25 protein-coding genes and 1 pseudogene are annotated in these 23,092 nt (G+C 71.5%); 13 read left to right on the top strand and 13 right to left on the bottom strand.

Going from position 1 to position 23,092, the window contains the following annotated elements; all coding sequences use genetic code 11:
* Positions 1 to 82: 82 nt before the first annotated feature.
* Positions 83 to 448: a hypothetical protein gene (locus tag HDA32_RS19650; RefSeq protein WP_179644613.1), complete on the bottom strand. Its 366-nt coding sequence runs from the start codon at positions 446 to 448 to the stop codon at positions 83 to 85.
* A 221-nt stretch (positions 449 to 669) separates the two neighbouring features.
* On the opposite strand from HDA32_RS19650, the gene HDA32_RS19645 reads away from it, so the two are divergent.
* The 11 genes from HDA32_RS19645 to HDA32_RS19595 all read left to right on the top strand — a co-directional run bounded on the left by HDA32_RS19645 (position 670) and on the right by HDA32_RS19595 (position 9,042).
* Positions 670 to 1,524 (top strand): helix-turn-helix domain-containing protein, encoded by an 855-nt coding sequence (locus HDA32_RS19645; protein WP_179644612.1) that lies wholly within the window; start codon positions 670 to 672, stop codon positions 1,522 to 1,524.
* On the top strand, positions 1,521 to 1,784 hold the full coding sequence (locus tag HDA32_RS19640; RefSeq protein ID WP_179644611.1) for a DUF397 domain-containing protein: 264 nt from the start codon (positions 1,521 to 1,523) through the stop codon (positions 1,782 to 1,784). The genes HDA32_RS19645 and HDA32_RS19640 overlap by 4 nt, the downstream gene beginning before the upstream one ends.
* A 130-nt stretch (positions 1,785 to 1,914) precedes the next feature.
* Positions 1,915 to 2,112 (top strand): hypothetical protein, encoded by a 198-nt coding sequence (locus HDA32_RS19635; protein ID WP_179644610.1) that lies wholly within the window; start codon positions 1,915 to 1,917, stop codon positions 2,110 to 2,112.
* Positions 2,099 to 2,644 (top strand): DUF6879 family protein, encoded by a 546-nt coding sequence (locus tag HDA32_RS19630; protein WP_179644609.1) that lies wholly within the window; start codon positions 2,099 to 2,101, stop codon positions 2,642 to 2,644. The genes HDA32_RS19635 and HDA32_RS19630 overlap by 14 nt, the downstream gene beginning before the upstream one ends.
* Positions 2,644 to 3,483 (top strand): helix-turn-helix domain-containing protein, encoded by an 840-nt coding sequence (locus HDA32_RS19625; protein WP_179644608.1) that lies wholly within the window; start codon positions 2,644 to 2,646, stop codon positions 3,481 to 3,483. Before HDA32_RS19630 ends, HDA32_RS19625 begins: the two co-directional genes overlap by 1 nt.
* A gap of 84 nt (positions 3,484 to 3,567) precedes the next feature.
* Positions 3,568 to 3,723, top strand: a complete 156-nt coding sequence (locus HDA32_RS19620) for a lasso RiPP family leader peptide-containing protein (protein WP_312863249.1) — start codon at positions 3,568 to 3,570, stop codon at positions 3,721 to 3,723.
* A 59-nt stretch (positions 3,724 to 3,782) separates the two neighbouring features.
* Entirely contained in the window at positions 3,783 to 5,570 is a 1,788-nt protein-coding gene (locus HDA32_RS19615) for an albusnodin/ikarugamycin family macrolactam cyclase (RefSeq protein WP_179644607.1), read from the top strand.
* A gap of 2 nt (positions 5,571 to 5,572) precedes the next feature.
* Entirely contained in the window at positions 5,573 to 5,848 is a 276-nt protein-coding gene (locus tag HDA32_RS19610; RefSeq protein ID WP_179644606.1) for a PqqD family protein, read from the top strand.
* The gene (locus tag HDA32_RS19605) at positions 5,845 to 6,264 is read left to right on the top strand and encodes a lasso peptide biosynthesis B2 protein (protein ID WP_246334420.1); all 420 of its coding nucleotides are present in this window, start codon (positions 5,845 to 5,847) and stop codon (positions 6,262 to 6,264) included. Before HDA32_RS19610 ends, HDA32_RS19605 begins: the two co-directional genes overlap by 4 nt.
* Positions 6,265 to 6,287: 23 nt before the next feature.
* Positions 6,288 to 7,328, top strand: coding sequence for a protein-L-isoaspartate O-methyltransferase family protein (locus HDA32_RS19600; protein WP_312863248.1), 1,041 nt, complete (start codon positions 6,288 to 6,290; stop codon positions 7,326 to 7,328).
* 40 nt (positions 7,329 to 7,368) lie between these two features.
* Positions 7,369 to 9,042, top strand: coding sequence for a DUF262 domain-containing protein (locus HDA32_RS19595; protein ID WP_179644604.1), 1,674 nt, complete (start codon positions 7,369 to 7,371; stop codon positions 9,040 to 9,042).
* A gap of 115 nt (positions 9,043 to 9,157) precedes the next feature.
* On the opposite strand, the gene HDA32_RS19590 is transcribed toward HDA32_RS19595, so the two are convergent.
* The 3 genes and pseudogenes from HDA32_RS19590 to HDA32_RS30880 all read right to left on the bottom strand — a co-directional run.
* Complete coding sequence (locus HDA32_RS19590; protein ID WP_179644603.1) at positions 9,158 to 9,772, bottom strand: superoxide dismutase; 615 nt, start codon at positions 9,770 to 9,772, stop codon at positions 9,158 to 9,160.
* A 239-nt stretch (positions 9,773 to 10,011) separates the two neighbouring features.
* Positions 10,012 to 10,167: a hypothetical protein gene (locus HDA32_RS30885; protein WP_246335362.1), complete on the bottom strand. Its 156-nt coding sequence runs from the start codon at positions 10,165 to 10,167 to the stop codon at positions 10,012 to 10,014.
* Positions 10,168 to 10,235: 68 nt separating this feature from the next.
* Positions 10,236 to 10,505: pseudogene (locus HDA32_RS30880) on the bottom strand (SbcC/MukB-like Walker B domain-containing protein); the annotation flags it as partial.
* On the opposite strand from HDA32_RS30880, the gene HDA32_RS30875 reads away from it, so the two are divergent.
* Entirely contained in the window at positions 10,495 to 10,641 is a 147-nt protein-coding gene (locus HDA32_RS30875) for a hypothetical protein (RefSeq protein ID WP_246335361.1), read from the top strand. The pseudogene HDA32_RS30880 and the gene HDA32_RS30875 overlap by 11 nt on opposite strands.
* 727 nt (positions 10,642 to 11,368) lie before the next feature.
* Here the strand turns inward: HDA32_RS30875 and HDA32_RS19580 are convergent.
* From HDA32_RS19580 to HDA32_RS19550, 7 genes are all read right to left on the bottom strand, one after another.
* Positions 11,369 to 12,049, bottom strand: a complete 681-nt coding sequence (locus tag HDA32_RS19580; RefSeq protein WP_179644602.1) for a DNA primase — start codon at positions 12,047 to 12,049, stop codon at positions 11,369 to 11,371.
* A 119-nt stretch (positions 12,050 to 12,168) separates the two neighbouring features.
* Positions 12,169 to 13,629 carry a hypothetical protein gene (locus HDA32_RS19575; protein WP_246334419.1) on the bottom strand — a complete coding sequence of 487 codons (1,461 nt, stop codon included), beginning with the start codon at positions 13,627 to 13,629 and terminating at the stop codon, positions 12,169 to 12,171.
* 592 nt (positions 13,630 to 14,221) lie between these two features.
* Entirely contained in the window at positions 14,222 to 14,677 is a 456-nt protein-coding gene (locus HDA32_RS19570; RefSeq protein ID WP_179644601.1) for a MaoC family dehydratase, read from the bottom strand.
* A gap of 138 nt (positions 14,678 to 14,815) precedes the next feature.
* Complete coding sequence (locus tag HDA32_RS19565; RefSeq protein ID WP_179644600.1) at positions 14,816 to 15,187, bottom strand: hypothetical protein; 372 nt, start codon at positions 15,185 to 15,187, stop codon at positions 14,816 to 14,818.
* A gap of 205 nt (positions 15,188 to 15,392) precedes the next feature.
* A complete protein-coding gene (locus HDA32_RS19560) occupies positions 15,393 to 17,558 on the bottom strand; it encodes a phosphodiester glycosidase family protein (RefSeq protein ID WP_179644599.1) in 2,166 nt (721 codons plus the stop codon).
* Between the two features lie 179 nt (positions 17,559 to 17,737).
* The gene (locus HDA32_RS19555) at positions 17,738 to 18,868 is read right to left on the bottom strand and encodes an enolase C-terminal domain-like protein (RefSeq protein WP_179644598.1); all 1,131 of its coding nucleotides are present in this window, start codon (positions 18,866 to 18,868) and stop codon (positions 17,738 to 17,740) included.
* Between the two features lie 145 nt (positions 18,869 to 19,013).
* The gene (locus HDA32_RS19550) at positions 19,014 to 19,640 is read right to left on the bottom strand and encodes a class I SAM-dependent methyltransferase (protein ID WP_179644597.1); all 627 of its coding nucleotides are present in this window, start codon (positions 19,638 to 19,640) and stop codon (positions 19,014 to 19,016) included.
* Between the two features lie 89 nt (positions 19,641 to 19,729).
* Between HDA32_RS19550 and HDA32_RS19545 the strand changes: the two genes are divergently transcribed.
* Positions 19,730 to 20,224 (top strand): MerR family transcriptional regulator, encoded by a 495-nt coding sequence (locus HDA32_RS19545; RefSeq protein ID WP_179644596.1) that lies wholly within the window; start codon positions 19,730 to 19,732, stop codon positions 20,222 to 20,224.
* 54 nt (positions 20,225 to 20,278) lie between these two features.
* Here the strand turns inward: HDA32_RS19545 and ald are convergent, their stop codons facing one another.
* Both ald and HDA32_RS19535 read right to left on the bottom strand, forming a co-directional pair.
* Positions 20,279 to 21,397: an alanine dehydrogenase gene (gene ald / locus HDA32_RS19540; protein WP_179646805.1), complete on the bottom strand. Its 1,119-nt coding sequence runs from the start codon at positions 21,395 to 21,397 to the stop codon at positions 20,279 to 20,281.
* 125 nt (positions 21,398 to 21,522) lie between these two features.
* A complete protein-coding gene (locus HDA32_RS19535) occupies positions 21,523 to 22,821 on the bottom strand; it encodes an amidohydrolase family protein (protein WP_179644595.1) in 1,299 nt (432 codons plus the stop codon).
* Positions 22,822 to 23,092: the final 271 nt, after the last annotated feature.

Here is a 23,092-nt window from a genome sequence, read left to right as displayed (position 1 = left end):
CAGTGGAGACGGGGAGGCTCTTGTGTGCGGCCGGCGGCGGCCCCACCGCCTTTCAGGAGCCGCCGCCATAACATCAGGGGGCTCAGCGCGTCGCGGGGCCGGAGGCGCAGAGGAGGCGGGCGATCTGCGCGGCGAGGTCGAGCGCCGGCGTGTCTTCGGGGATCTCGTCACCGGCGGAGAGGCTCCATTCGGCGCTGCGGTCGTCGCGCATGTCGAGCTCGACGGTGTGGCCGGTGCGGCGGTTGTGGATCTCCAGCGTGCTCGGGGCGCCCTCGTTCGGGGTGCGGACGTCCAGGCCCGCGGCGGTGAGCAGTGCGGCGACGGTCTCGGCGTAGCGGTCGAACTGCTCGTCCGACAGCAGCCGCGGCGTCTCGGCGTCGATGGAGGTGTCGACGCCGTCCCAGTCATAGGCGACAATCGGTGCAGGGAGTGCGTGGACGTCGGTCATCGATGGATCCCCTCTCCTGTAGGGCACCGCCCGGAGCGCTTGGAGGGCCAACTCACATGAGCGCCCCGGGCGGTGGTCTGTGTGGGTGCTGCTACTGATCGCCTTGAATCCCAGCCTGTAGCTCCTGGTGAGACTTGAGTCACCTAGTGCTAGAGTGACACGCACGGAGAGTGATTGCAAGGGTAAATGTAAACTTACAAAATCAGTGAAGAGGTAGGTGAATGGGAGAAGCTCGAGGGGTCACGCTGCGAGCGCAGTGGCTCGGACAGATGCTGCGTGATCTACGCGAAGATAAGAGGCTCACCCTGAGGGAGGCCGGGGAGTACCTGCAGCGGACCGGCGCGACGATCAGCCGCTTCGAGACGGGTGTCTACCCAATCCGCCGTGTTGATGCCGCAGCACTCCTGGACCTCTACGGGGTTGAAGACCCCGGCCGTCGTGACACTCTGCTGCAACTGGCAGGCGAGCTGTGGCACACCGGTTGGTGGGAGACCTACTCCAAGGACGCCTGGAGTTCGACGATTGATCTGGCCTGGTTGGAGAACCGGGCATTGACACTTCGGACTTTCGCGGGGTTGGTACTGCCTGGACTTCTTCAGACACGGGACTACATATTGAGCCTGTTCCAGGCTGCCAACTCTGAGATGAAAGAGCGTGAGATCGAGCGTGCGGTGGAACTGCGACTCGAACGACAGCGCGTCTTGGTACGAGAGGAACCCGTCAGACTGTCTGCGATCATCGACGAGGCGGCTCTGCGGAGGCCGATCGGTGGGGCTCAAGTCATGGTTGGGCAGCTGAAGCGCCTGCGGGAAGCAGCGGAACTATCGAACGTAGACATCCGGGTGATTCCTTTCTCCCGAGGTGCCCATGCCAGCCCAGAGGGAAGCTTCACGTTGATTGGGTTGGAAGAGCCCTTCTCTGAGATCGCTCACACAGAGAGTGCTGGAGGTGCAATTTACCTTGAACGCGGCGACGTCGACCGATTGATCGATGTGTACGATCGACTGCAAGAGAGCAGTCTGAGCGTTGAAGAATCGGCTGCCTTCATCGTAGCCATGGAGAAGGATCTGTCATGAACCGCGATGCGTCGGCCGTGGTGGGGTGGCACACCAGCAGCTACAGCGCCAACGGTAACGCGAAGTGCGTTGAGGTCGGCTGGCACACCAGCAGTTACAGTGCCAACGGCAGTGCCGAATGCGTCGAAGTCGGCCCTTTCTTGGACGGCTCCGCCCGCTTCGCCGTGCGCGACTCCACCCAGTGGGACCTCGGCTTCCTCTCCTTCGGCCGGTCCGAATGGACGGCCTTCCTGCGCGCAGCCGAGCGCGAGGCGCTGTAGCGCCCTCTCGCCCCGTTCCTCCTCGCTCCTCTGCGACGGCACGAAGTCCTTCCCTCCAGGTTATTCCTTCTCGCTGAGTACTTGTGGGAATATACCCATTGACATTGTTTCCATAGTGAGGAGACGTGCAGTGAGGCTCACGAGAATCGGCGGGACGTGCGAGGACGACAACTGTCCGACGCTGTATGCGACGGACCGGGGAACAGTGGTGGTGCAGGGGTACGCCGTGACCGATGCCGACGCTCTGAACGCGCTGGGGCTGCCCGAAGGCGAATCCGCCGTGGAGGTGCCGGCCGAGCTGCTGAAGGGCGTCAGTGCCGGTTCTTGAGCCCGGCGAGCTCGGTGGGCTGTTCCACGCCGCAACGCGCAGCGTGTTCCGGTTGGAGACGCTGCCGGTCTACAACCCCGTCTCAGAGGCGGACCGGCTGCATTCCTACCTGGCGGGCGAACCATGCCCGAAGGAACGTGAGCCGTCGGCGTACATGAAACGGGTCTCCGAGCAGACCGGCCGCGGGATCGACTACTCACGGGTCCACGTGTTCGCGGGGCCGCCGACGGACTACCTGCGTTATGAGATGGAGTGGGGATACCTCTACAACGCCAGGGTGGGGGACCGCGTCTTCATCCTCGACACAGCGGAGCGGCGGCGTCCGGACAGGCTGGTCGACGAGGACTTCTGGCTGTTCGACGACACCCGCGTCGTGCTCATGCACTACGCGGACGACGGCGAGTTCCGGCACGGGAAGCTGTTGGAGGACCCCGACCTCGCCCACTACCGCGCCCAGCGTGATCTTGCGATGGCTCACGCCGTACCCTTCAACGAGTACTGGAAGGCGCATCCGCAGTATCACCGGGACTGATGGCGGCACAGGAATCGTTCGAGCGGGAGCGCGCGGAGCTGGCCGAGGAGATCCGCCGGCTCCGCGTGGACTCCGGCATGTCCGGCGTCGCGGCGGCGGAGCGGCTCGGGTGGAGCCAGTCCAAGGTCTCGAAGATCGAGACCGGCCGCGTCACCCCGGGGCCCGACGACGTCGACGCCATGCTCACGGTCTTCGCCGCTTCTCCCTCGACGCGGCGGAGGATCGCGGCCAGGGCCGCCGAGCTGAACGAGCGCTACGGCTCCCTGCGCATGCTGCGCAAGCGCGGCCTGCACCGCGTCCAGGACGCGATCGCCCACGACGAACGCGCGACCGCGCTGACGCGGGCGTTCCAGCCCACGATGGTGCCGGGCCTGCTGCAGACGGCCGAGTACGCCCGAGCGGTGTTCAGTCAGCCGCTGTCCATGGCTGGCGTGGACGTGGCGGAGGCGGTGCAGAGCCGACTCAACCGGCAGTCCGTGCTGTTCGACACGGAGCGCCGGTTCCACTTCGTGCTCACCGAGGCCGCGCTCCGCTGGAAACTGGGCGATGCGCGGATGATGGCCGCCCAGATGGACCGGATCTCCAACCTCTCGACCCTGACCAATGTCCGCGTCGGCGTGCTGTCGTGGGAGAGGTCCGTTCCGCAGGTTCCCAAGAGCGCCTTCGTCATCCGTGACGAGCGGGAGGTCGCGGTCGAGGGCTTCACCACTCACCAGTCCATCACCGACCCGCGCGACATCGCCTTCCATCTGCAACTGTTCGAGCTGTTCGCCGACTCTGCGGTCTATGACGGCGAGGCCCGGGACTTCCTGGCGCGGCTGGCCCGCGAACACGCCTGACGGGTCACTCCCTCGCACGCTGAACCGCTTGTCATCCACATCTATTCTTTGATCCATGCAGTTTCGTGGAATAGTCTGCATAATGTGCAGGGAACGTCCCTGTCGTCGTTCCGGGAGGAAGCCATGCCCGCCGAGACCTATGAACCTCCGATGGTGATCGAACTGGGCGAAGCCCGCGAGCTGATCCTCGGCTCAGCGGCGCACGACACCGCCGACATGAACACCGCTCGCTACAACTGATCCGGCGGTGCGGCCCCGTGTCGGCGGGGCCGCACCCGATCCCCGGGAGGAGCTGCCTCGTGGCGGTTGGAAAGCCCATCGCCGAGCGGATCGACCGGTGTTCCCTGGTGCTGGCCGAGGGCCGGACCAGCGGGCGGGTGCGGCGACTGACTTCGGGCCCTCGCAGGGCGGTTCTCTTCGGTGAGTGTCCGGCCTCTGACGAAACCCTGGCGAGAGCCCTCACCGAGGCGCCCATCCCCGCGCAGGCGGTCACGGCCGTGGGGAGCCTCCCCGGCGCGTACGGAGTGAGCGTCACCGATGGCCGGGAGACCGCCGTCGCGGGAGACCTCGCGGGACTCGTCCGCATCTGGTTCCGCCGCGACGAGAACGCGGTCGCGTGCGCCACCAGTCCGATCCCGCTGGCCGCGGCCGATGGCCTCCGGCTGGACCGGGACGCGCTGGCGGCCTGGATGTTCTGCTCCGACTTCAGCGGCGGTATCTCCGGACGCCCCCTGTTCAAAGGCATCACCGAGCTGTCACCCGACCGGATGCTGGTGGTCCGCGACGGGCGCGCCTCCGTTCTGCAACGTCCGCGATGCCGTCAACGCACCGACTTCGCCACAGCGAGCGCCGCGCTGCGTCGCGCACTGTCGGCCGCGGTGGAGCGGCGAGTCACCCGAGCCGATTCAGTGACCGCTGATTTCAGCGGCGGACTGGACTCCTCGTCCCTGGCCCTGCTCGCCACCCGCTACCGCACGACCTCCATCCCGGCACTCACCTACACCGACGCGTTCGCGGCCAACGACGACGACACCGGTTATGCCACTCGGCTCGCCACCGCCGCTCCTGGACTGCGGCAGGTGCTCATCAAGGGAAACGCCCGAACTCTGCCCTTCACCGATATGATATCGGCGCCGTTCACCGATCACCCCAGCCTCGACGCGGTCATCCACGGGCGGGACCGCACGCGGCTGCTGCCCGCTACCGGATCGGCGCTGCACCTCGTCGGTGACGGCGGCGATGTGGTCCTCGGCGCGCCACTGACCTACCTCGCCGCCCTCGCCCGTCCGGGCACCCTCCGCCGCTTCGCCCGGGAGAGCGCCGGCTGGGCGCGGCTGCGGCACCGTCCGTTGCACCGTGTCGTACGTGCGGCTCTCGCGGCTGCCCACACGTCCTACGAGGACACGCTCATCGCACTGGCCGCACGGCTGGAAAAGCCCTCCGAGGCCCCCTCCGCGGGTCATGCCCCGGCGATGGAGCACAGCATCGTCTGGTCCTCCCTGAACCAGTCCGCCCGATGGGGGACCGATGACGCCCGAGGCGCTGCGGCCGACCTGCTGCTGGGCGCGGCGAAAGACAGCACCGACGCCGACGGCGCCGATGCGCACGCGATGCGGGCCGTCCGCCGGCACGCGTTCATGACGCGATCCTTCGTGCAGATCGCCGAAGATCTCGGAGTTCAGGTGGCGGCACCGTTCTTCGACCACCAGGTGATCGCCGCGTGCATGCGGCTTCCCACGGCCGAACGGGTCTCGGTGGACCGGGCGAAGCCGCTCCTGGCATCGGCCATGGAGGGGCTGCTTCCGGCCGAGCTGTTCGACCGTCGTACGAAAGGCGACTACACCGCCTGCGAGTACCACGGAGTGCGCCGCAACGCGGCGGCCCTGCGAGCACTCCTCCACGAGTCCCGCCTCGGTGACCTCGGCATCATCCGGCCCGACCTCGTACTGCGCGAACTGGAGACCGCCGTCGACGGCGGGCACGCGGCGATGGCCGGGCTGGAAGAGGTCTTCGCCACCGAAGTCTGGCTGCGCAACCTCGATGACCCACCGATACCCGCCACAGTCACCGTCACGGCGAAAGGATAAGTATGAGGACGGGCACCCCGGCCGCCGACACCCACTTCGTGGTCACCGACGAAGGGGCGATGCTGCTCAACCTCGCCACCGGAAAATTCTTCGGACTCAACCCCACCGCCGCCGCGATCTGGACCGGGCTTGCCGAGGGCACCGAGCCGGCCGCGATCGCCGCCGGACTCGCTCCAAGTTTCAACGTCAGTGAAGAACGGCTGTTCGCCGATGTCCGCCGCCTGGTGGAGACCCTGCGCGGCCACGGACTCCTCACCGACGCCGGAGATCGGACATGAGCACGCACATGGCGCTTCCTCCGCCCTCTGCCTACCGCCTGCGCCATCGGGAACGCCTGGCCGGCCTCCTCGGATTCACGTCCGCGGTCCTGCTCCTGCGGCTGCCCATCAAGCACAGCGTGGTGATCGTCGGAAAACTCAAGCGCCACACTCCGAAGTCAGCCACCATGGACGAGGCGGCGGCCGCCGTGGCGGCCGGCCGCGCCGCTGCGCGCTGGTTTCCGGGCCGGGCCGCCTGCCTGGAGAACTCCCTCGCCGCGGTGCTCACGGCGCTCCTGCTCCGTCGATCCCTCGACTGGTGCATCGGCGCCCGTCTCATGCCCTACGCCGCACACGCCTGGGTCGAGGCAGGCGGCCGCCCCGTGGGGGAGACGGCCTCTCCGGACCGCCCATACCTGCTCCTGCTCCGCACATGAGACCCGACCCCGGAAAGGCCGCCGTGCAATTCAGCCCGCGCGTTCAGGACGCTCTCGACAGCGTCGATGAGGACTACTACACGCTGCACCCCGACGGGCGTCTCGTCACGCAGACGACGGTCGCCTGGCTCATCGCCTCGACGCTGGACCGACTCGATGTCCGGCCGGGAACGCGCGTACTGGAGATCGGTACGGGGTCGGGCTTCTCCGGGGCGCTCCTCGCCGAGCTCGTCGGTGACGGCGGGGCCGTGGTGTCCGTGGACGTCGTGCCAGACCTCGCCGACCGGGCACGCGAGCTGCACCGCCGGCGCGGCCGAGGCGGTATCGAGGTGCGCACCGCCGATGGGCGCGAGGGCGCACCGGACCACGGCCCATTCGACCGGATCGTCGCCTGGGCCACCCCCGACCTCATCCCGCAGGCATGGGTGGACCAGGCCGCGCCAGGGGCGCTCCTCATCACTCCGGTCCAGGTCACCCCACTGGTGAAGACGAACGCCGTCGTCGTGGCGCACGTTGCCGCCGACGGCCGGATCGCCGCGGACTCGCTGTTTCCCGGCGGGTACGTGGAGATGCACGGCGAGGTGCTGACACAGTGGCTGGTGCCCCCGCGCGGCGTCGACGCCCTCGCCCATGACGCCGATGGCGCTCCGTGGTGGATCGCCGCTCCGTGGGCGGCCGAGGACCGGCAGGCGGCGGAGCGGTTGCTGAGGACCCTGATGAGCGTCCGCTCTCAGCGGCTGCTCACTGAGGACGAGAGCGTTCAGGACTTCACCGCCTACCTGTACGCCGTCCGGCCTGAAGAGCTCAGCATCGTGGGGACGGGAAGTGCGGGCTGGCGCCTCGGTTGCACCAGCGGCGATGGTGCGGCACTGCTCGACCGCGGCACCGGAGCGGACGTCGTCCACACCGGTGATCGGGGTGCTCTGGACACCCTGCTGGGCTGGACCGAATCCTGGCGCGAAGCCGGACGCCCCGGATACGCGGAGGTGTGTCCGGTCCTCCGTCAGGTGGACGGCGGCTGGGAAGTGCGCCTCGCCATGGCCAGTAAGGGTCGATATGCATGAATCCATGTGAACTGTCCTTTGACTCCGAGACGATGGCGTCATGCAACAGCTCGAAGCCCACGAAGTCCCGTTGCACAAGCTGTTCTGCAGCGACTACGACTTCCAGATCCCCGACTACCAGCGCCCCTACGCCTGGGAGGTCGAGCAGGCCGCCCAACTGCGCGACGACCTGATCGAGGCACTGGACCGCGACAGCGACGAGCCGTATTTCCTCGGCTCGGTGGTGCTGGTGAAGAACAAGCAGTCCTCCAATGCCGAGGTCATCGACGGGCAGCAGCGGCTGACCACGCTGACCATCCTGCTGGCGGTGCTTCGAGACCTGACGGACGATGCCGAGCTGCGCGGCAACCTCGAAGGAATGATCGCCGAGTCGGGTAACAAGATCCTTCGGCTCGCCCCCAAGCCGCGGCTGAAGCTGCGCCCCCGCGACGCGGAGTTCTTCGAAACCCACGTCCAGATCACCGGTTCCATCCAGGGCCTCCTCGATCTCAAACCCGACGCCCTGAAGACCGAGGCCCAGCAGGCGATTCATGCCAATGCCGACGCTCTCCACTCGGTCCTGAAGGACTGGAGCGAGGAACGGCGCCTTGCTCTGGTCAGCATGCTCGGCGCCCGCACCTACCTTGTCGTCGTCAGCACCCCGGATCTGAACAGTGCCCATCGGATCTTCAGCGTCATGAACGATCGAGGGCTCAACCTCTCCGCGGCCGACATCTTCAAGTCGAAGATCATCGGCGACCTTGCCCCGGAGATTTCGGACGTCTACGCGGACAAATGGGAGAACGCCGAGGAGGCGCTCGGACGCGACGACTTCGCCGACATCTTCCTACATCTGCGGATGATCTTCTCCGGGGAACGCGCCAAGGTCGAGCTGCTCAAGGAGTTTCCCAGGCAGGTGCTTGACAAGTACCTACCACGCAAGGCCGCGGAGTTCGTCGACGACGTTCTCCTTCCCTACACCGACGCCTACATCCAGGTCCGGGATCAGAGTTACACCGCCTCGGCCGGCGCGGAGAAGGTCAACGCCTGGTTCAAGCGCCTTGCGCAACTCGACAACAGCGACTGGCGCCCACCTGCGCTGTGGGCGGTGCGCAACCACGGGGACGACCCGCACTGGCTCGACGCGTTCTTCCGATCCCTGGAGCGCCTGGCCGCCAGCATGCTCATCCGGCGTGCCTACGCCTCGACGCGCGCCCAGCGCTACGCGGATCTCCTGCGCGAACTCGCAGCCGGTAAAGGACTCGACGCACGCCACTTCGAGCTGAGCGACGTGGAGAAGCGGGACACGGTGCGGGCGCTCGACGGTGATCTCTACCTGTCCACCAAGGTGCGCAAGTACGTCCTGCTCCGCCTGGACGAGGTCCTCGCCGACGCGTCGGGGGTCGTCTACGATCACTCGGTCGTCACGGTCGAGCACGTGCTGCCGCAGAACCCGAAGCCGGACTCGATATGGCTCGCCTCCTTCGACGAGGAAGAGCGGATGCGATGGACCCACGCGCTCGCCAACCTGGTACTCCTCAATCGGAGGAAGAACTCCGAAGCGCAGAACTACGACTTCGGCCAGAAGAAGGCGAAATACTTCATCGGGAAAAAGGGGATCGTCACCTTTGCGCTCACCAGCCAGGTGCTCAACCACGGTGAGTGGACGCCTGACGTGCTGGAGGGGCGGCAGGAGGAGCTGCTCCAGGCGCTGCGGGAGGAATGGGACCTGTAGGGCCTCGCCGTTGGCGTGCTCGGATCCGCGGCCCGGACGTGCTGAGGGGCGGCGTCCTGTTGGGCGCCGCCCCTCAGCAGGATGTGCGGGGTCGTGTCCCGCTAAGGCAACGGCTCTAGCCGAGGGCGACCTTGCGGGCGTCGTCGAAGCGGCGCTGCACGTCGGCCCAGTTGACGACGTTCCAGAACGCCTTGACGTAGTCGGCCTTGACGTTCTTGTACTGCAGGTAGAAGGCGTGCTCCCACATGTCGAGCATCAGCAGCGGGTAGGAGCCGGCGGCCAGGTTGCCCTGGTGGTCGTAGAGCTGCTCGATGATCAGCCGCTGGCCGAGGATGTCCCAGGCCAGGATCGCCCAGCCGGAGCCCTGGACGCCCGTGGCGACCGCGCTGAAGTGGGCGCGGAAGGCGTCGAAGGAGCCGAAGGCGTCGTCGACCGCCGCGCCGAGCTCGCCCTCGGGCTTGTCGCCGCCGTCGGGCGAGAGGTTCGGCCAGAAGACGGTGTGGTTGACGTGGCCGGCCAGGTTGAACGCGAGGTTCTTCTCGAGCAGGTTGATGGTGCCCAGGCTCTCCTTCTCGCGAGCCTCGGCCATCTTCTCCAGCGCGTCGTTGGCGCCCTTCACGTAAGTCGCGTGGTGCTTGTCGTGGTGCAGCTCCATGATCTGACCGGAGATCCACGGCTCAAGCGCGCTGTAGTCGTAGGGCAGCTCGGGGAGCGAATAGGGCGCGGACATCTACGCACCTTCCTCTGACACGTTCTTGCGTTGGATTCGCGAAGTGATCGCTTGGTAAAGAAGCTATCAGCAGCGGCGTCGCCGGGCCGGTGTTGCCCTCGCGACAGCCGATGCGGGGAATAACCCGCGAACTGCGCCCTACCCAGCGCGGTGCGCGCCATGCGTCCCGGAACCGCATCCTCTCCGCACACCGGCCCGGCCGCGGTCGGTCCCCGGCCGAAGGCGGCCAGGAGCGCCGTTCACGCCGCGGCCGTCTCGAAGCCGGTGCCGTTCCAGGTGGTGCGGGCGCAGGCCACGCCCCAGGCGCCCTTGCGCTTGAGGATGTCGGAGATGTGCATCCGGTCGATCCTCGGGGAGACGCCGTAGCCCGACGGCCAGGTGATCGCCCAGTCCATGTCCAGGTCACCAGCAGCTCCAGCAGCCGCGCGATCGTGGGGTCGTCCAGCCGCTCGAACGCGTCGTCCAGCAGCACCATGCGCAGCGGCCCGTCGATGTCGGTCTCCAGCGCGTCGTAGAAGGCGGCGCTGGCGGCGAACAGCGTCACGTACGACACCAGGCGGGTCTCGCCGGAGGAGAGCTGGCGCACCCGGCGGTCGCGCGGGCGGCCGTCGGGGCCGGTGTCGCGGATGCGCACCCGGTAGGCGTACCACTGCCGGTAGTCCGGCGCGCTGTCCAGCACCTCGGCGTACCCGCTGCTGCGGCCCTCGGCGCGGGTGGCGCGGATGCGGTCCATCAGGGCCCGGCGCAGCCGGTCGTCCTCCTCGGGGGTGCGCCGGGCGACGGACTTCTTCGCCAGCGCGAACGCCGAGCGCTCGGCCGGATCCAGGTCCGGCGCCGGCTCCCAGGCCAGCTCCACCCGCACCCCCTGACTGGGCCGGGCGCTCTTCAGCACCGCGTTCATCCGCCGGGTCAGCGCCTCGGCCGAGCCGATCTGGCGGTGCAGCTCCTCGACGTCGGCGACGCCGGCCTCGGCCTCGGCGACCCTCTTCTGCGCCTCGCCCAGCCGCGACTCGGCCTCCGACGCCGCGCGGATGAGCCTCTCGACCTCTCTGGCGGCTGGAGGCAGCGGCCTTCACCCCGACGCCGCAGGTCAGAAAGTCCTCGGTGCCGTCGGGGAGCACGCGCCGCAGCTCGATCCAGGCGTAGCCCGTCCGGGAGGAGCCCGCGCTGTAGTCGTCGAGCATGAGCCGGCTCATGCTCACGGTGCCGAAGCCCTTGCACCCCATGGTGCGCAGATCGCCGTCCAGGCACAGCGGGAGCAGCAGCTCCAGGGTGCGCGACTTGCCCGAGCCGTTGATGCCCTTGAAGATCACCCGGCCCCCGATGGTCGAGGTCAAAACTCAAGGCCGAGATCGCCGAGGGAGCCACCCTGTGCGCCCAGCCGGCCCCGCCGCCCGGCGGTGAACAAGGCCGTACGGCAGGCCGTGGCCGCGAAAGGCGCAGGCTACGGGATTTCCGGAGACCTCGGTGACCTTCGCGGCGTCGGGGGTGAAACGCGACGCGGCCGCCGCACATCCTCGGGATGCACGACGGCCGCGCCGGTGTTCGGGGGCGGTCCGCGCCCGGGCCGCCGCGGAAGGGCGGCCCGGGACGGTCCTACTGCGCCGGCGAGGTGCGGCGCCGCGTCGCGTAGACGGTCACCGCGCCCACGCCCATGGCCAGGACCCCGCCGAGCACGAAGCCCGACAGGTCGACGCCGGTGACCGGGAGCTGCTCCCCGGCGGACGAACCGCCGGAGTCGCCGCCGTCACCGACTTCGACCGTGGTGCCGGTCGCGGGCGCCTGGGCGCCGACCTGCGAGGCCGGGCCGCCGCCGTCGCCGGGGCCGCCACCGGAGCCGCCGCCGTTACCGGGGTCCTCGGGGCCGGGCGCCGGGTCCGTGGGACCCGGGTCCTCCGGCTCGGGCTCCGGCTCGGGCTCGGGTTCCGGTTCGGGCTCCGGTTCGGGCTCGGGTTCCGGCTCCGGTTCGGGCTCGGGTTCGGGCTCGGGTTCGGGCTCGGGCTCGGGCTCCGGTTCGGGCTCCGGTTCGGGGTCCGGGCCCGGGTCGGGGTCCTCACCGCCGCCACCGGGCGGGTCATCGGGCAGGAGGTTGACGCCTGCCTCGGCCACACCCGGAACGGCCAGGGACAGGTCGTCCCCCGCCTCCGCGCCCTGGGGCGCCGAGGCGGCCTCGGGAGCCACCTCTTCGGCGGTTTCGGCGTACGCCGGAGCCGTGGCCAGCCCGAAGGCCAGCAGGCCCGCGGCGGTCACGCCGACCGCGCGTGCTGAATGGGACATCCATTCTCCTTTTCACATAGGGGGAGACCCGGTCGGGGGAGACCGGATCGCTGGGGAGAAAGATCGGTCGGAAGGGCTGTGCAGGGCAGGGGGAGCGGGGCGGGGCGGTCGCCGGGCGGTCATTCGGGGGAGAGGGCGTAGAGGTCGTCGTCGGCGACGACGACCGCACGGCCGTCGAGCAGCCCCCACGGGCGTGCGGTGTCCTCCTCCAGCTCCACCGGTTCGCCGTCGGCGCCCACGGCCACCGGGGCGCCGTCCAGCTCGCCGTAGAGCGTGTCGCCCGCCGCGTTGACGGGGATGAAGCCGGACAGGACATCGGTGGTGCCGTCGGCGAGATCCACCAGCAGGGGGCCGTAGGCGGCCGTGCGGTCGCCGTCCACCCAGCGGGCGTCCTCCAGTTCGTCCGGGGCGATCGCGGCGGAGGCCGTGACCGAGCCGTCGCCGGCGTCGTGGACGGCGAGCACGGTCCGGTCCTCGTCGTCGGCGCTCCAGCGCACGATGACGTAGCCCGCCGAAGCGGTCAGCACCCGATCCACCTCCTCGGCCCCCTCGGGCCGGTCCGCCTCGACCTCGCGCGGCTCCTCCTCGCCGCCCGCCCAGGCCCACGGGCCGTCGGCCGACGCGGCGAGCACCTCGCCGCCGTCGGCGAGCATCGCGCCGGTGCCCCCGGGCGGCTCCACGCGGACCAGCTCCCCCTCGGAGAAGCCTCCCGGGGACGCCGCCGCCTCGGCGGAGTCCTCCGACGAGGCCGCGAACGAGGGCACGAAGGCATCGTCGCCCGCGGTGACGAGGGGGCCGGTGCCGGCGAAGGACACCTCGGCGTCATCGGGCAGGTCGAACCGCTCGGGAACGCCGCCTCCGGCGGGCCACAGCCACAGCGCTCCGTCGCCGACGAGCACGACCCGCTGGGTGTCGCCGTCGCGCGCGAACCGCAGCGGGCCGTCGATGTCGCCGACCTCCACGGGCAGCTCGGCCGACCAGGTCTCGGTTCCGCCGGGGCCGACGACCATCAGCCGCTCGTCGGGATCGATCAGCGCGGCCGCGCTGCCGTCGAGGGCGACGGCGGGGCGGGTGCCCGGCGCCATCGGCAGCCGCCAGTCGGCCTGCCGGGTGAAGCCGGGGGGCGCGGGCCGGGTCTCGAAGGTGGCGGAGGCCGGCGCGGAGGAGCCGTCCACCGGGACGACCGTGGCGTCGGGCAGGAGGCGGACCGCGGCGACGCCGGCGCCGGCGAGGACCCCGACGGCCAGCACGCCGCCCACCGCCACGACGGCGAGCCTGCGGCCGCGGCGGGAGCGCTGGGGCGGCTGCGGCGGTGTGGCCGCGGCGCGTACCACCCCTGCGGGGGTGGCGACGAGCTGCCACACGCTGTGGGCGTCCTGGGCGTCGATCACCACGTGCCGACCGGTGCGGGTGGCGTACTCGGCGATGGCGCCGATGGCGGCGCGGCGGGTCTCCTTGGCGCCCTGGCCGGTCACGAGTCGGGTGCGCCCCTCGATGGTGACCTCGGCGCTGCGCTCGTCCGGGGCGATGGCGAGGGTGACGTGGTGCCACTGCGGCATCGGCTCGGCGCCGGTGCTCATGGCGCCTCCGGCCGGACGCGCCGCGTGCGCGATGGGAGATCTCGCACGCCGGACCGGGACACGCGTCGTTGCCCCGGCGGCGGAGACGCTGTGATCATCTTTGTCGTGAACCTGTTCGTGTGCGAAGGCGTGTGCGGAGCGTAGCTGTCGCCCGGCGGCCGTCCGCCATGGGGGGATGGGGCCGTTCCGAACCGGAGTTGATTGCGGCGAAGCGACAAAGAACGGTTACGGATGACCGAGATGATACTAATCCGGGCCCTCGCAGGCATTATCGCCCGTCCACCGATCGGCTCGCGTCGGATTCGGGACCGGCCGAGGTCGGCGCGGCGCTCACCGTCACCGGTCCGCTCCCGGGCGTCAACGTCCGACCTGCGGTGATGCGGACGCACGTAAGGGAAGTGCGGGGGCGCGGTGGAGGGCGGGGCGGGTGCGGACCGGGCGGCCGGCGGCGGGGCCCGCGCCGATCCGCCGCCCGGGGGCCCTGGATACTGGCCACATCCGGCCGGGAGTGCGTCCTTTTCGCCGGTCTGGGCGTCGCCGGCCCCGAACCGGGGGTGGTGGCCCCGGCGGGGGCGCGGCGGGGGTGTCCTGACTAGGGGACCAGGAGCGAGAGGGTCTCGGCGATGAGGGCGGGGCGCTCCTCGTCCTCGATCTCGACCCGGTGGCCCATGGTCAGCAGCAGCCCCTTGGGGGTCTCCTTGACCTCGGTCAGCTCGATGCCGTCGCGCACCCGGGAGCCGACCGTCACGGGCTGCAGGAAGCGCACCTTGTTAAGTCCGTAGTTGATGCCCATCGCCGGGGGCTTGTCCAGCGTGTAGACCTCGGGGCCGAATGCGGGGAGCAGGGACAGGGACAGGAAGCCGTGCGCGATCGTCGCGCCGAAGGGCCCCTGGGCCGCGCGCTCGGCGTCGACGTGGATCCACTGGTGGTCGTCGGTCGCGTCGGCGAACAGGTCGATCCGGTCCTGGTCGATGGTGTGCCACTCGCTGTGCCCCAGGTGCTCCCCCTGGGCCGCGACCAGGGCGGCGACATCGGCGAATCTCCGCATGATCCTCGCACTCCTCACGCTGCGGTCGAAGACGCGACCGACTGTACCGCATACCGACTGTTTGGTTTGTGGCCGGAGCCATACCGTCCTCGCCGGTCTCCAACGGCGGCCGACGCTCTTGGGGCCGCGAAGATGCCGCTACCCCTGCGCGAGCTGCTCCAGGCGCTGCCGGGACAGTCCGAGGTACTGCGAGATGTCGGTGAGGGTGAGTCCCGCGTCGCTGAGGCCGTACACCGCCTCGCGGGTCTTGGCCGCGGCCCCGCGCATGGCCTCGTCGGCGTCGTGCACGGCGCGGCGGGTCTCCAGGACGAGCTGGTCCAGGTCGTCGCTGACCTGCGGCACCAGGTCGAGGTGGATCGCGCGCTCGTCCAGTTCGAGCTGGGTGGAGATGTACTCCCGGGCCCGTGACTCGGCGTCACCCAGCGTGGGCGACCACGTGACGCCGACGCCCTCCACCCGCAGTTCCCACCCGTTCTCCCATTTGCGGGCGTGCACCTCGTACAGCGCCACCGATGTCCTCCCTGCCGGATCTTGCGGAGAGTCCGATCATCCCGGAAGGCCGTGTGGGCGGCAAGACCGTCGAGCCGACATTGCCGCTGTGCAATGTCGGTCCCGCCTTCCCCGGGCGATGGGCCGCACCCTCCGGACAGGAGTCGTGGCGGAGAGTAGTGGAATGCGGCGGGAGACCGATCGGGAGACGGGATCCGCGGACTCCTCAGCCGATGGGGGTGACGTCGGCGGTGAGGTCGTCGAAGACGACTCCGCCGCTGTAGCGCTCCCCGGAGCGCGTCTCCACCACGTAGACGCGGTCGACGGAGATCGGCTGGGCCAGCCCGCCGGTGACGTCGACGTCGGCCCGCCGCCACCCCTCCCAGGCGATCCTGGGCCCGTACAGCGAGCGCCGCAGACCGTCGCCGTCGGTCACGGTGATCGCGAGCATGCCGTCCCGGTCGTCCCCCTTGACCCACAGGCTCAGCTCCGAGATGTGGCCGTCGACGGCCAGGCGCGCGGGCGGCAGCGCGTAGGCGGCCCGGGTGGCGGTGGAGCCGGTGAAGTCGTAGGACAGCCGCAGGCCGCGTCCCTCGCGGCCCTTGACGCCGGAGACGGCGGCGCTACCGCCCACGGACGCGGCCGTCCAGTCGGCGGCGTCGTCGAAGGCGGCGATCGTCCGCTCCTCGGCGCCGATGTGCACCGGCAGCACGACCTCCTTCCCGCCGACCGAGACCGCGATCGTGCCGGAGCCGTCGTCGGCGGCCGGTTCGACCTCGAACACGCCGTCGCCGCGGGCCGTGACCGCGACGAGGTCGCGGTCGTAGTCCAGCGACGCGTCGGCCGGCTCGATCGGGGCGCGGGTCCCGTCGGGCGCGATGCCGGTCAGCCCGAACGTCGCCGAGGAGGATCCGTCGGGCAGCGCCACCGCGGGGACGGTGGCCTCGATGCGCTCGGGCGCGGGCAGCACCTCCAGTTCGGCCTCGCCCGCGATGTCACCGGAGCGCGCGGTGACCAGCGCGGTCCCGGGCTCGGCCGCGGTGTAGGAGCCCTTCTCGGCCGATCCGCTGTCGGCGCTCCACTCGATCTCTCCCGCGGGCACCGGGTCGCTCACCGGCCCGTACGCCTCGTCGTGCGCGGTGGCGTCGAGGGCGCGGGTCAGCCCGCTGAAGACCCGGTGCGGGTCGGCCAGGACGGGCGCGCTCGGCCCCGGATCGGGCAGCGGGTCGATTCGCGGTCGCACCCACAGGCCCCTCGCCTCGCCGCTGCCCTCGGGCGCGTAGACGGCCAGACCGTTGGGGACGGCGCGCTCGGCCTCGCCGGTGCGGTTCTCGATCCGGTTTCCGCCGCCGGGCGTGCGGGCCACCAGCGTGGAGGAGCCCCCGCCGTCCAGCTCCAGGCCGACCTCGGCGCCGGCGGCCCTGAGCCGCTCGCCCATCTGGCGCAGGGTCGCACCCCTGCCGCCCGCGTGCCGGCCGTCCGCGGTCACCACGTACATCTCGGTGCCGTCGGCGGAGAAGCCGACGGCGGTGCGCGGTTCGCGGGCGGAGGCGCCGGTGAAGGCGACCTCGCCGCCGCGCAGCAGGACGTTGCGGCCGCCGATGGCGGTTCGGGGCCCGGCCCCGTCGGCGGTGAGCGCGTAGTCGACGGCGACCTCGTCGCCCCTGCGCAGCCCCGCCAGCCGGTCGGCGCCGGCCTCCCGGCCCACCAGCACCGTTCCGGAGGGCGCGCCCGCACCGGCCGCGTCGCGGACCTCGGTGACGCGGCCGTCGGCGATCACCACCTCCCGCACCCGGTCGGCCCCCCGCACGGCCCGGCCGCGCGGGTGGGCGCCCCACAGGGAGGTGAACGCGCCGATGCCGTCGACGGGGATCTCGTGGCTGTTGAGGCGGTCGATGCGCACCTCGCCGTCGGGCAGTGCCGCGGTCCCGTCGAAGAGCAGGTCCTGGACCCGGCCCACGCCCCCGGCGTCGATCGTGACGGCGGTGGAGCGGCCGACCGAGGGGGACTTGACCACCTCGCCGCCGCGCACCGCCGGGCCCAGCGGGGCGAGGGAGCCGCCGATGTCGAAGAAGTCGCCGTTGACCGCTGCGACCGCGCCGGCCTGGGCCGCCTGCTCGGTCAGCGGTGCGGCGTCGGTGACGCTCCCGCCACTCAGGTAGCCCACGCGGGCGCCGCCGTCGAGGTCGACGCTGAGCGTGGTGAACCGCTGCGGCTCGGCGCCCTCCAGGTTCGTCGAGGTCAGTTCCACACCGGGGGCGACCGGCCGGGACCGGGCGGTCGCCGCGGTCGCGGCGCTCACCGGAGCGCACGATGTCAGGGCGGGTGAGAGTGCCGACACCAGGGCGATCGCCGTGATCGCCGCACCGGCTCCGACCGCGCGCCCGGACACGATGGACCTCCGTCACCGCAGTGCCGCCGCGCCGTCGCCACACGACCGCCGCAGCGAGATCCGCCCGGAGGCGGGACGGGAAGAACACTGACGACTGTGACAGAAAGTGTCGACTCAGTGGCGGAAGGTGCCTGCCGCCGCGTGTCGCGCGGCGGGGGAGACCGTCACCAGACCGTGGTTCACGGGGCGTTCAGCGTCACCGTCTCCACGGCCATCGCGCGGACCGCCTTCTCGTCCACGGTGTGGCCCAGGCCCGGCTGGGTGAGCGGGATCGGGGTGATGCCGTCGTGCGCGCGGACCGGGGGCGAGACCACGTCGCGGGTGAAGCGGCCGCCGGCGCCGGGCATCTCGCTGGGCAGCGACACCCCCGGCAGCGAGGCGAGCGCGACGGTGGCGGCGCGGCCGATGCCCGATTCGAGGTCGGAGCCGCACCAGACCTGCCAGCCCGCGTCCACCGCGCGGTCGTGCGCCCGCCGCGCCGGGGTGAGGCCGCCCATGCGGGCGACGCGCAGGTTGAGGACGCTGCCCGCCTCCATCTGGATGGCCTCGTCCAGCGTCTCCAGGGAGTCGATGCCGGCGTCCAGCGCCAGGGGCGTGCGCAGTTCGCGCCGCAGGCGGGCGTGCGCGGCGAGGTCGCCGCCGGCGAACGGCTGCTCGATGGCGAGCAGGCCGTAGTCGTCGAGGGCGCGCAGCGCCTCCAGGTGCGCGGGGTCCTCGGTGTAGCGGCCGCGCGCGTCGACCTGGAGCACCAGGAACGGGTACGCCTCCTGGACGGCGCGCACCACGTCGACGTCCCAGCCCGGTTCGATCTCCAGCCGGATCCGCCGGAACCCGCTGCCGACCTGGCGGTTGACCTCGTGCACCAGGGATTCCGATGTGGGTTGGCGGCCCAGCGTGACCCCGGCCGTGATCGCGGTGCGGGTGCCGCCCAGGGCGTGGGAGAGCGGGGTCGCGCGCTGCCGGCTCCACAGGTCCCAGCAGGCGATGTCGAGGCCGGACTCCACGGCCGGCAGTGACGGCAGGTCGGCCCAGGCCCCGGCGACGTCGGTGGGGCGCTGCCAGGCGTGCCGCAGCAGCGCCGGGGCGAAGTCCTCGACCAGCGCCCGCCAGCGTCCGGGGTCGGCCGCCGTGATCTCACCCCAGCCGGTGGTACCGGCGTCGTCGGCCACCCGCACCAGGATGTGCTCGGCGAAGCGCGGCCGTTCGTCGATTCCGCGGTTGCGGGGTTTGGGGTGGGCGAGCGGCAGCCGCACCCGGGTCGCGTCGACGGCCGCGACTCGGGGCAGGGTTGCCGGCTCCGTGCGTGACACGCGTGTTCCGCCTCCAAATTCCGGGTCGTCCGGGCCACGGGGATGCAGGGACGAAGAGCGGGGCCGAGGAAGCCGACCCCCTCATTCGACGTTATCCCCTCTTCGCCCGCACAACCACCGGGCCGCCGCCACCGGCGCGGCGGCCTCACCGCGGTCCGGGCGGCCGCGCCGGGGCCTTGGCCGCGGTGAACACCACGCTCCTCTCCAGGAGGTGGCGCCGCGCGTCGCCGAATTCGGCGCGCAGGGTCGACTCGATCGTGTCGAGCTCGTCTGGCCTCAGCGCCAGGTGGCCGGTGCCGCCGTGCCAGGTGATGACCGCGCGGCCGCCGGGGCGCAGCACCCGGTGGAACTCGGCGACTCCGGCGGCGAGGTCCGGCCACATCGCGACCGTGTTCACCGAGACCACCAGGTCGACGGCCGCCGCGGCCAGGCCGGTCGCCGCGGCGGCGCCCGTCCGGAGCCGGACCCGCCCGGCGCGCACCGCTTCGGCGTTGCGGCGCCGCGCCATGTGCACCATCTCCGCCGACGGGTCGACGCCCTCGACGGTGACATCGGGCCGTCGGGCCAGGAGTTCGACGAGCACGCCGGGGCCGTGCCCCACCTCCAGCACGCGCTCGCCGGCTCCGACGTCGAGGAAGTCCAGGACCTCGGCGTTCTGATCCCGGTTGCTCCTGGCCAGCACCCACCCGGCGAGGTGGCCGATCACGCCCCGGGGCAGCGCGAACGGGTTCCCGCCCGGCTCGCGGCCGGTCCACAGCCGTCGTTGCGACATGAGCACTCCTTGATCGATGCGGCTCCTGGCTCCAGGCTGAGTGTTCAAGCACACTTGAAGTCAACTCGCCGAGCGGAGGGGCGTCGAACATGGAGTCGGTCAAGGAGCCGGTGGGGGTACCGGGCGTGCGGGCGCCGGTCGCGGAGCCGGGGGCCGGCGCGACGCCCTCGGCGCCCACCGGCGAACTGGTGCCCATCGGGGAGGCCGTGCGGCGCACCGGCGTCGCGGCGTCGGCGCTGCGCTACTACGAGGAGCGCGGACTGCTGCCGCCCGCGGTGCGCATCGGGGGCCGACGGCACTACGGCCGGGCCGAGCTCCGCCTCATCGCGCTGATCAGGATGCTCACCGAGATGGGCATCGGCCTGCGCGCCGTCACCGGCATGCTCGACGGCTCCGACTGGCACGGCGCGCTGCACACGCAGATCGAGGCGCTGACGCGGCGGATCGAGCAGGCCGAACGGGCCAGGGAGCTGCTGCGCCACGGCACCGAGTGCCCCAGCGAGGACCCGGTGCGCCGGTGCCCGCACTTCACCGCCCACCTCGACGCCCGCATCGGCGCCCCGACAGTGGGCGCCGATGCGTGACGGGAGCACGCGGACCGGGGACGGCGCCGGACCGCGGCGCGGCAGGGGCGCCGGTCAGGACGCCAGCGCCTCGGCGACCGTGCGGGCCTTGAGGCCGTGGGCCTCGGCGACGGCCTCGTTGGTCAGGTCGCCGTCGAAGGTGTTGAGGCCGAGGGCGAGCGTCTGGTCGTCGGCCAGGGCCTGGCGCCACCCCTTGTTGGCCAGGGCCACGGCGTAGCGCAGCGTGTCCTTGGTCAGGGCGTGGGTGGAGGTGTTGGGCACCGCGCCCGGCATGTTGGCGACGCAGTAGAACACCGTGTCGTGCACCGGGAAGGTCGGGTCGGCGTGCGTGGTGGGGCGGGTGTCGGCGAAGCAGCCGCCCTGGTCCACGGCGATGTCGACGAGCACGGCGCCCGGCTTCATCCGGGACACCAGCTCGTTGCCGACCAGCTTCGGGGCCTTGGCCCCCGGGATCAGCACCGCGCCGATGACCATGTCGGACTCCAGGACCGCCTGCTCGACCTCGAAGGCGTTGGAGGCCACCGTCTTGACCCTGCCCTGGTAGACGGCGTCGGCCTGGCGCAGCTTGTTGATGTTGAGGTCCAGCAGCGTGACGTCGGCGCCCATGCCGACGGCGATCTGGGTGGCGCTCATACCGGAGACGCCGGCGCCCAGCACGGTGACCTTGGCCGGGCGGACCCCCGGGACACCGCCCATGAGCACGCCGCGGCCGCCGCTCGGGCGCTGCATCGTCGCGGCGCCGACCTGCGGGGCCAGCCGCCCCGCGACCTCCGACATCGGGGCCAGCAGCGGCAGGGAGCGGTCGGGGAGCTGCACCGTCTCGTAGGCGATCCCGGTGACCTTGCGATCCAGCAGCGCGTCGGTGCACTCGCGCGAGGCGGCCAGGTGCAGGTAGGTGAAGAGGGTCTGGCCCTCCCGCATCCGGTGGTGCTCCTCGGGGACGGGCTCCTTGACCTTCAGGATCAACTCGCCCTCGGCCCAGACGTCGTCCGAGGTCTCCAGGATGCGGGCGCCGGCGGCGACGTACTCCGCATCGGGGATGGACGACCCGGCGCCGGCATCGCGTTCGATGACGACATCGTGGCCGTTGGCGACCAGTTCGTTGACGCCGGCCGGGGTGATGGCCACCCGGTACTCGTGGTTCTTGACTTCTCTGGGCACGCCGACGCGCACGGTTCCTCCTCGCATCTCCTTTGATACCTCCCCACTGTGAAATGCGGAAAAGCCTCTGGTCCCCCTGCAGTGTGGCTGCGAAAACGCGATCTTCTTGACAGCGTGTAAAAGCCCCGCCGCGCGTCTCAGGTGCCGGCGGACAGCAGGGGGCCGCCGTGCACGGAGTGCGGCAAGGGGCGGATGCCGTCCGGCTCCCGCGGCACCGCGCGGCCGCAGACCCACGTGCCGGTCACCCGGCCCCGCAGCAGCCGCCCGGCGTAGGGGCCGCCCTCGTCCTGCGGGACCGGCTGGGAGGCCTCGGCGTCGAAGGCCACCAGGTCGGCGTCGCAGCCGACGGCGATGCGCCCCTTGGCACGCAACCCCACCACCTCGGCCGGGCGCTCGGCCGTCCACCGGCTCACATCGGCCAGGTCCCGGCCGCGCCGCCGGGCGGCGGTCCACAGCGCCGGCAGCGTCCACCGGATCGCGCCGACGCCCGTGCCGGGCCGGTGCCCCGACCCCACCGAGGCGACGACGTCGCCCGATTCGTCCAGCAGCGCGCTCCACAGCGCGCCGCGGTTGGCGTCGGAGCGGATGGGCGGCCGGCAGCGGTAGGCGGGGTCGGCGTCGGGCACGCTCTCGGCGGGCAGGCACAGGTAGTGCGGGCAGGTCTGCGCGCTCACCGGCACGCCCATCGAGCGGACCGCGGCCAGGATCGCCGCGCACTCGGCGGCCGCCAACGGCGCGACGTGCGCCCGCGCGCCGGTCATGCGGGCCGCCGCGATGACCCGCTCCAGGCCGCGGCGCTCGGCGCGCGGCGGGCGGGCCGCCAGGAGCGCGTCGTTGCCGGGCAGGGCGGGGTCGGACAGCTCGGCGGCGTCCTCGGCGTGCACCAGCAGGGGCGCGTCCATGGCGGCCAGCTCGGCCATGGCCTTGCCCAGGTGGACGTCGTCCAGTGCGGCGATGTCGGGGGCGCCGCCGTCGGACAGCGAGCAGGCGAAGCCGGCGACCCCGGCCGCGCGCAGGTCGGCCAGGTCGGCCGGCGTGCTGCGCGGGGTGACCCCGCCGAGGAAGGCGACGTGGGTCCAACTGCTCCCGCTCGCGGCGCGCAGGTGGGCGGCCAGCGTCGCGGTGCCGGTGATCGCGGGGCGCGCCGGTGCGGGGGCCACCACCACGGTGGTGACACCGCCGGCCGCGGCCTGCCACGTCGTGCGGGCGTAGCCCTCCGCCGGAGACAGCCCCGGCGCCTGGACGGCGACGTCGACATCGACGCAGCCGGGCAGCAGCGCCACGGGACCCAGATCCGTTTCGCGCAGGCAGGCCAGCGGGACGCCGTACTCGGTGACGGCGGCGATGCGCCCTCCCGAGACGGCGACCGCGGCCGGGCCGGTCCCCTCGGGCGTGACCGTGCACCGCGAGCGGATGACGAGATCGAACTGACGCACCTGGCTCCCTCCATGACCGCAGCGGGGCCGCCGCCTCCCGGCGGCCGCGCTCGCCGACGTCCCCCGGCCCGCCGCGGACCCCCATTTTCCCCGGTGGGCCCTTGGCCCGCGGGCTTTTCCGGGATATCCGCCGGGCGCGCGCCCGTTTCAACGCGGACCGGCCCGGGCACGTGTCCGACACGTTGTAGTAGTTCGTCTACTCTTGACCCTTGAGGTGATGTCCACGCCGGACGTGCTGCGCCTGCTCTTCGGGGCGGCGGCCGCCGAACTC

Origin of the sequence: Spinactinospora alkalitolerans, from assembly GCF_013408795.1 — a bacterium.
Lineage (GTDB): Bacteria > Actinomycetota > Actinomycetes > Streptosporangiales > Streptosporangiaceae > Spinactinospora > Spinactinospora alkalitolerans.
Note: the sequence above shows the minus strand (reverse complement) of the source record. Positions and strands in the feature narration are given on the sequence as shown.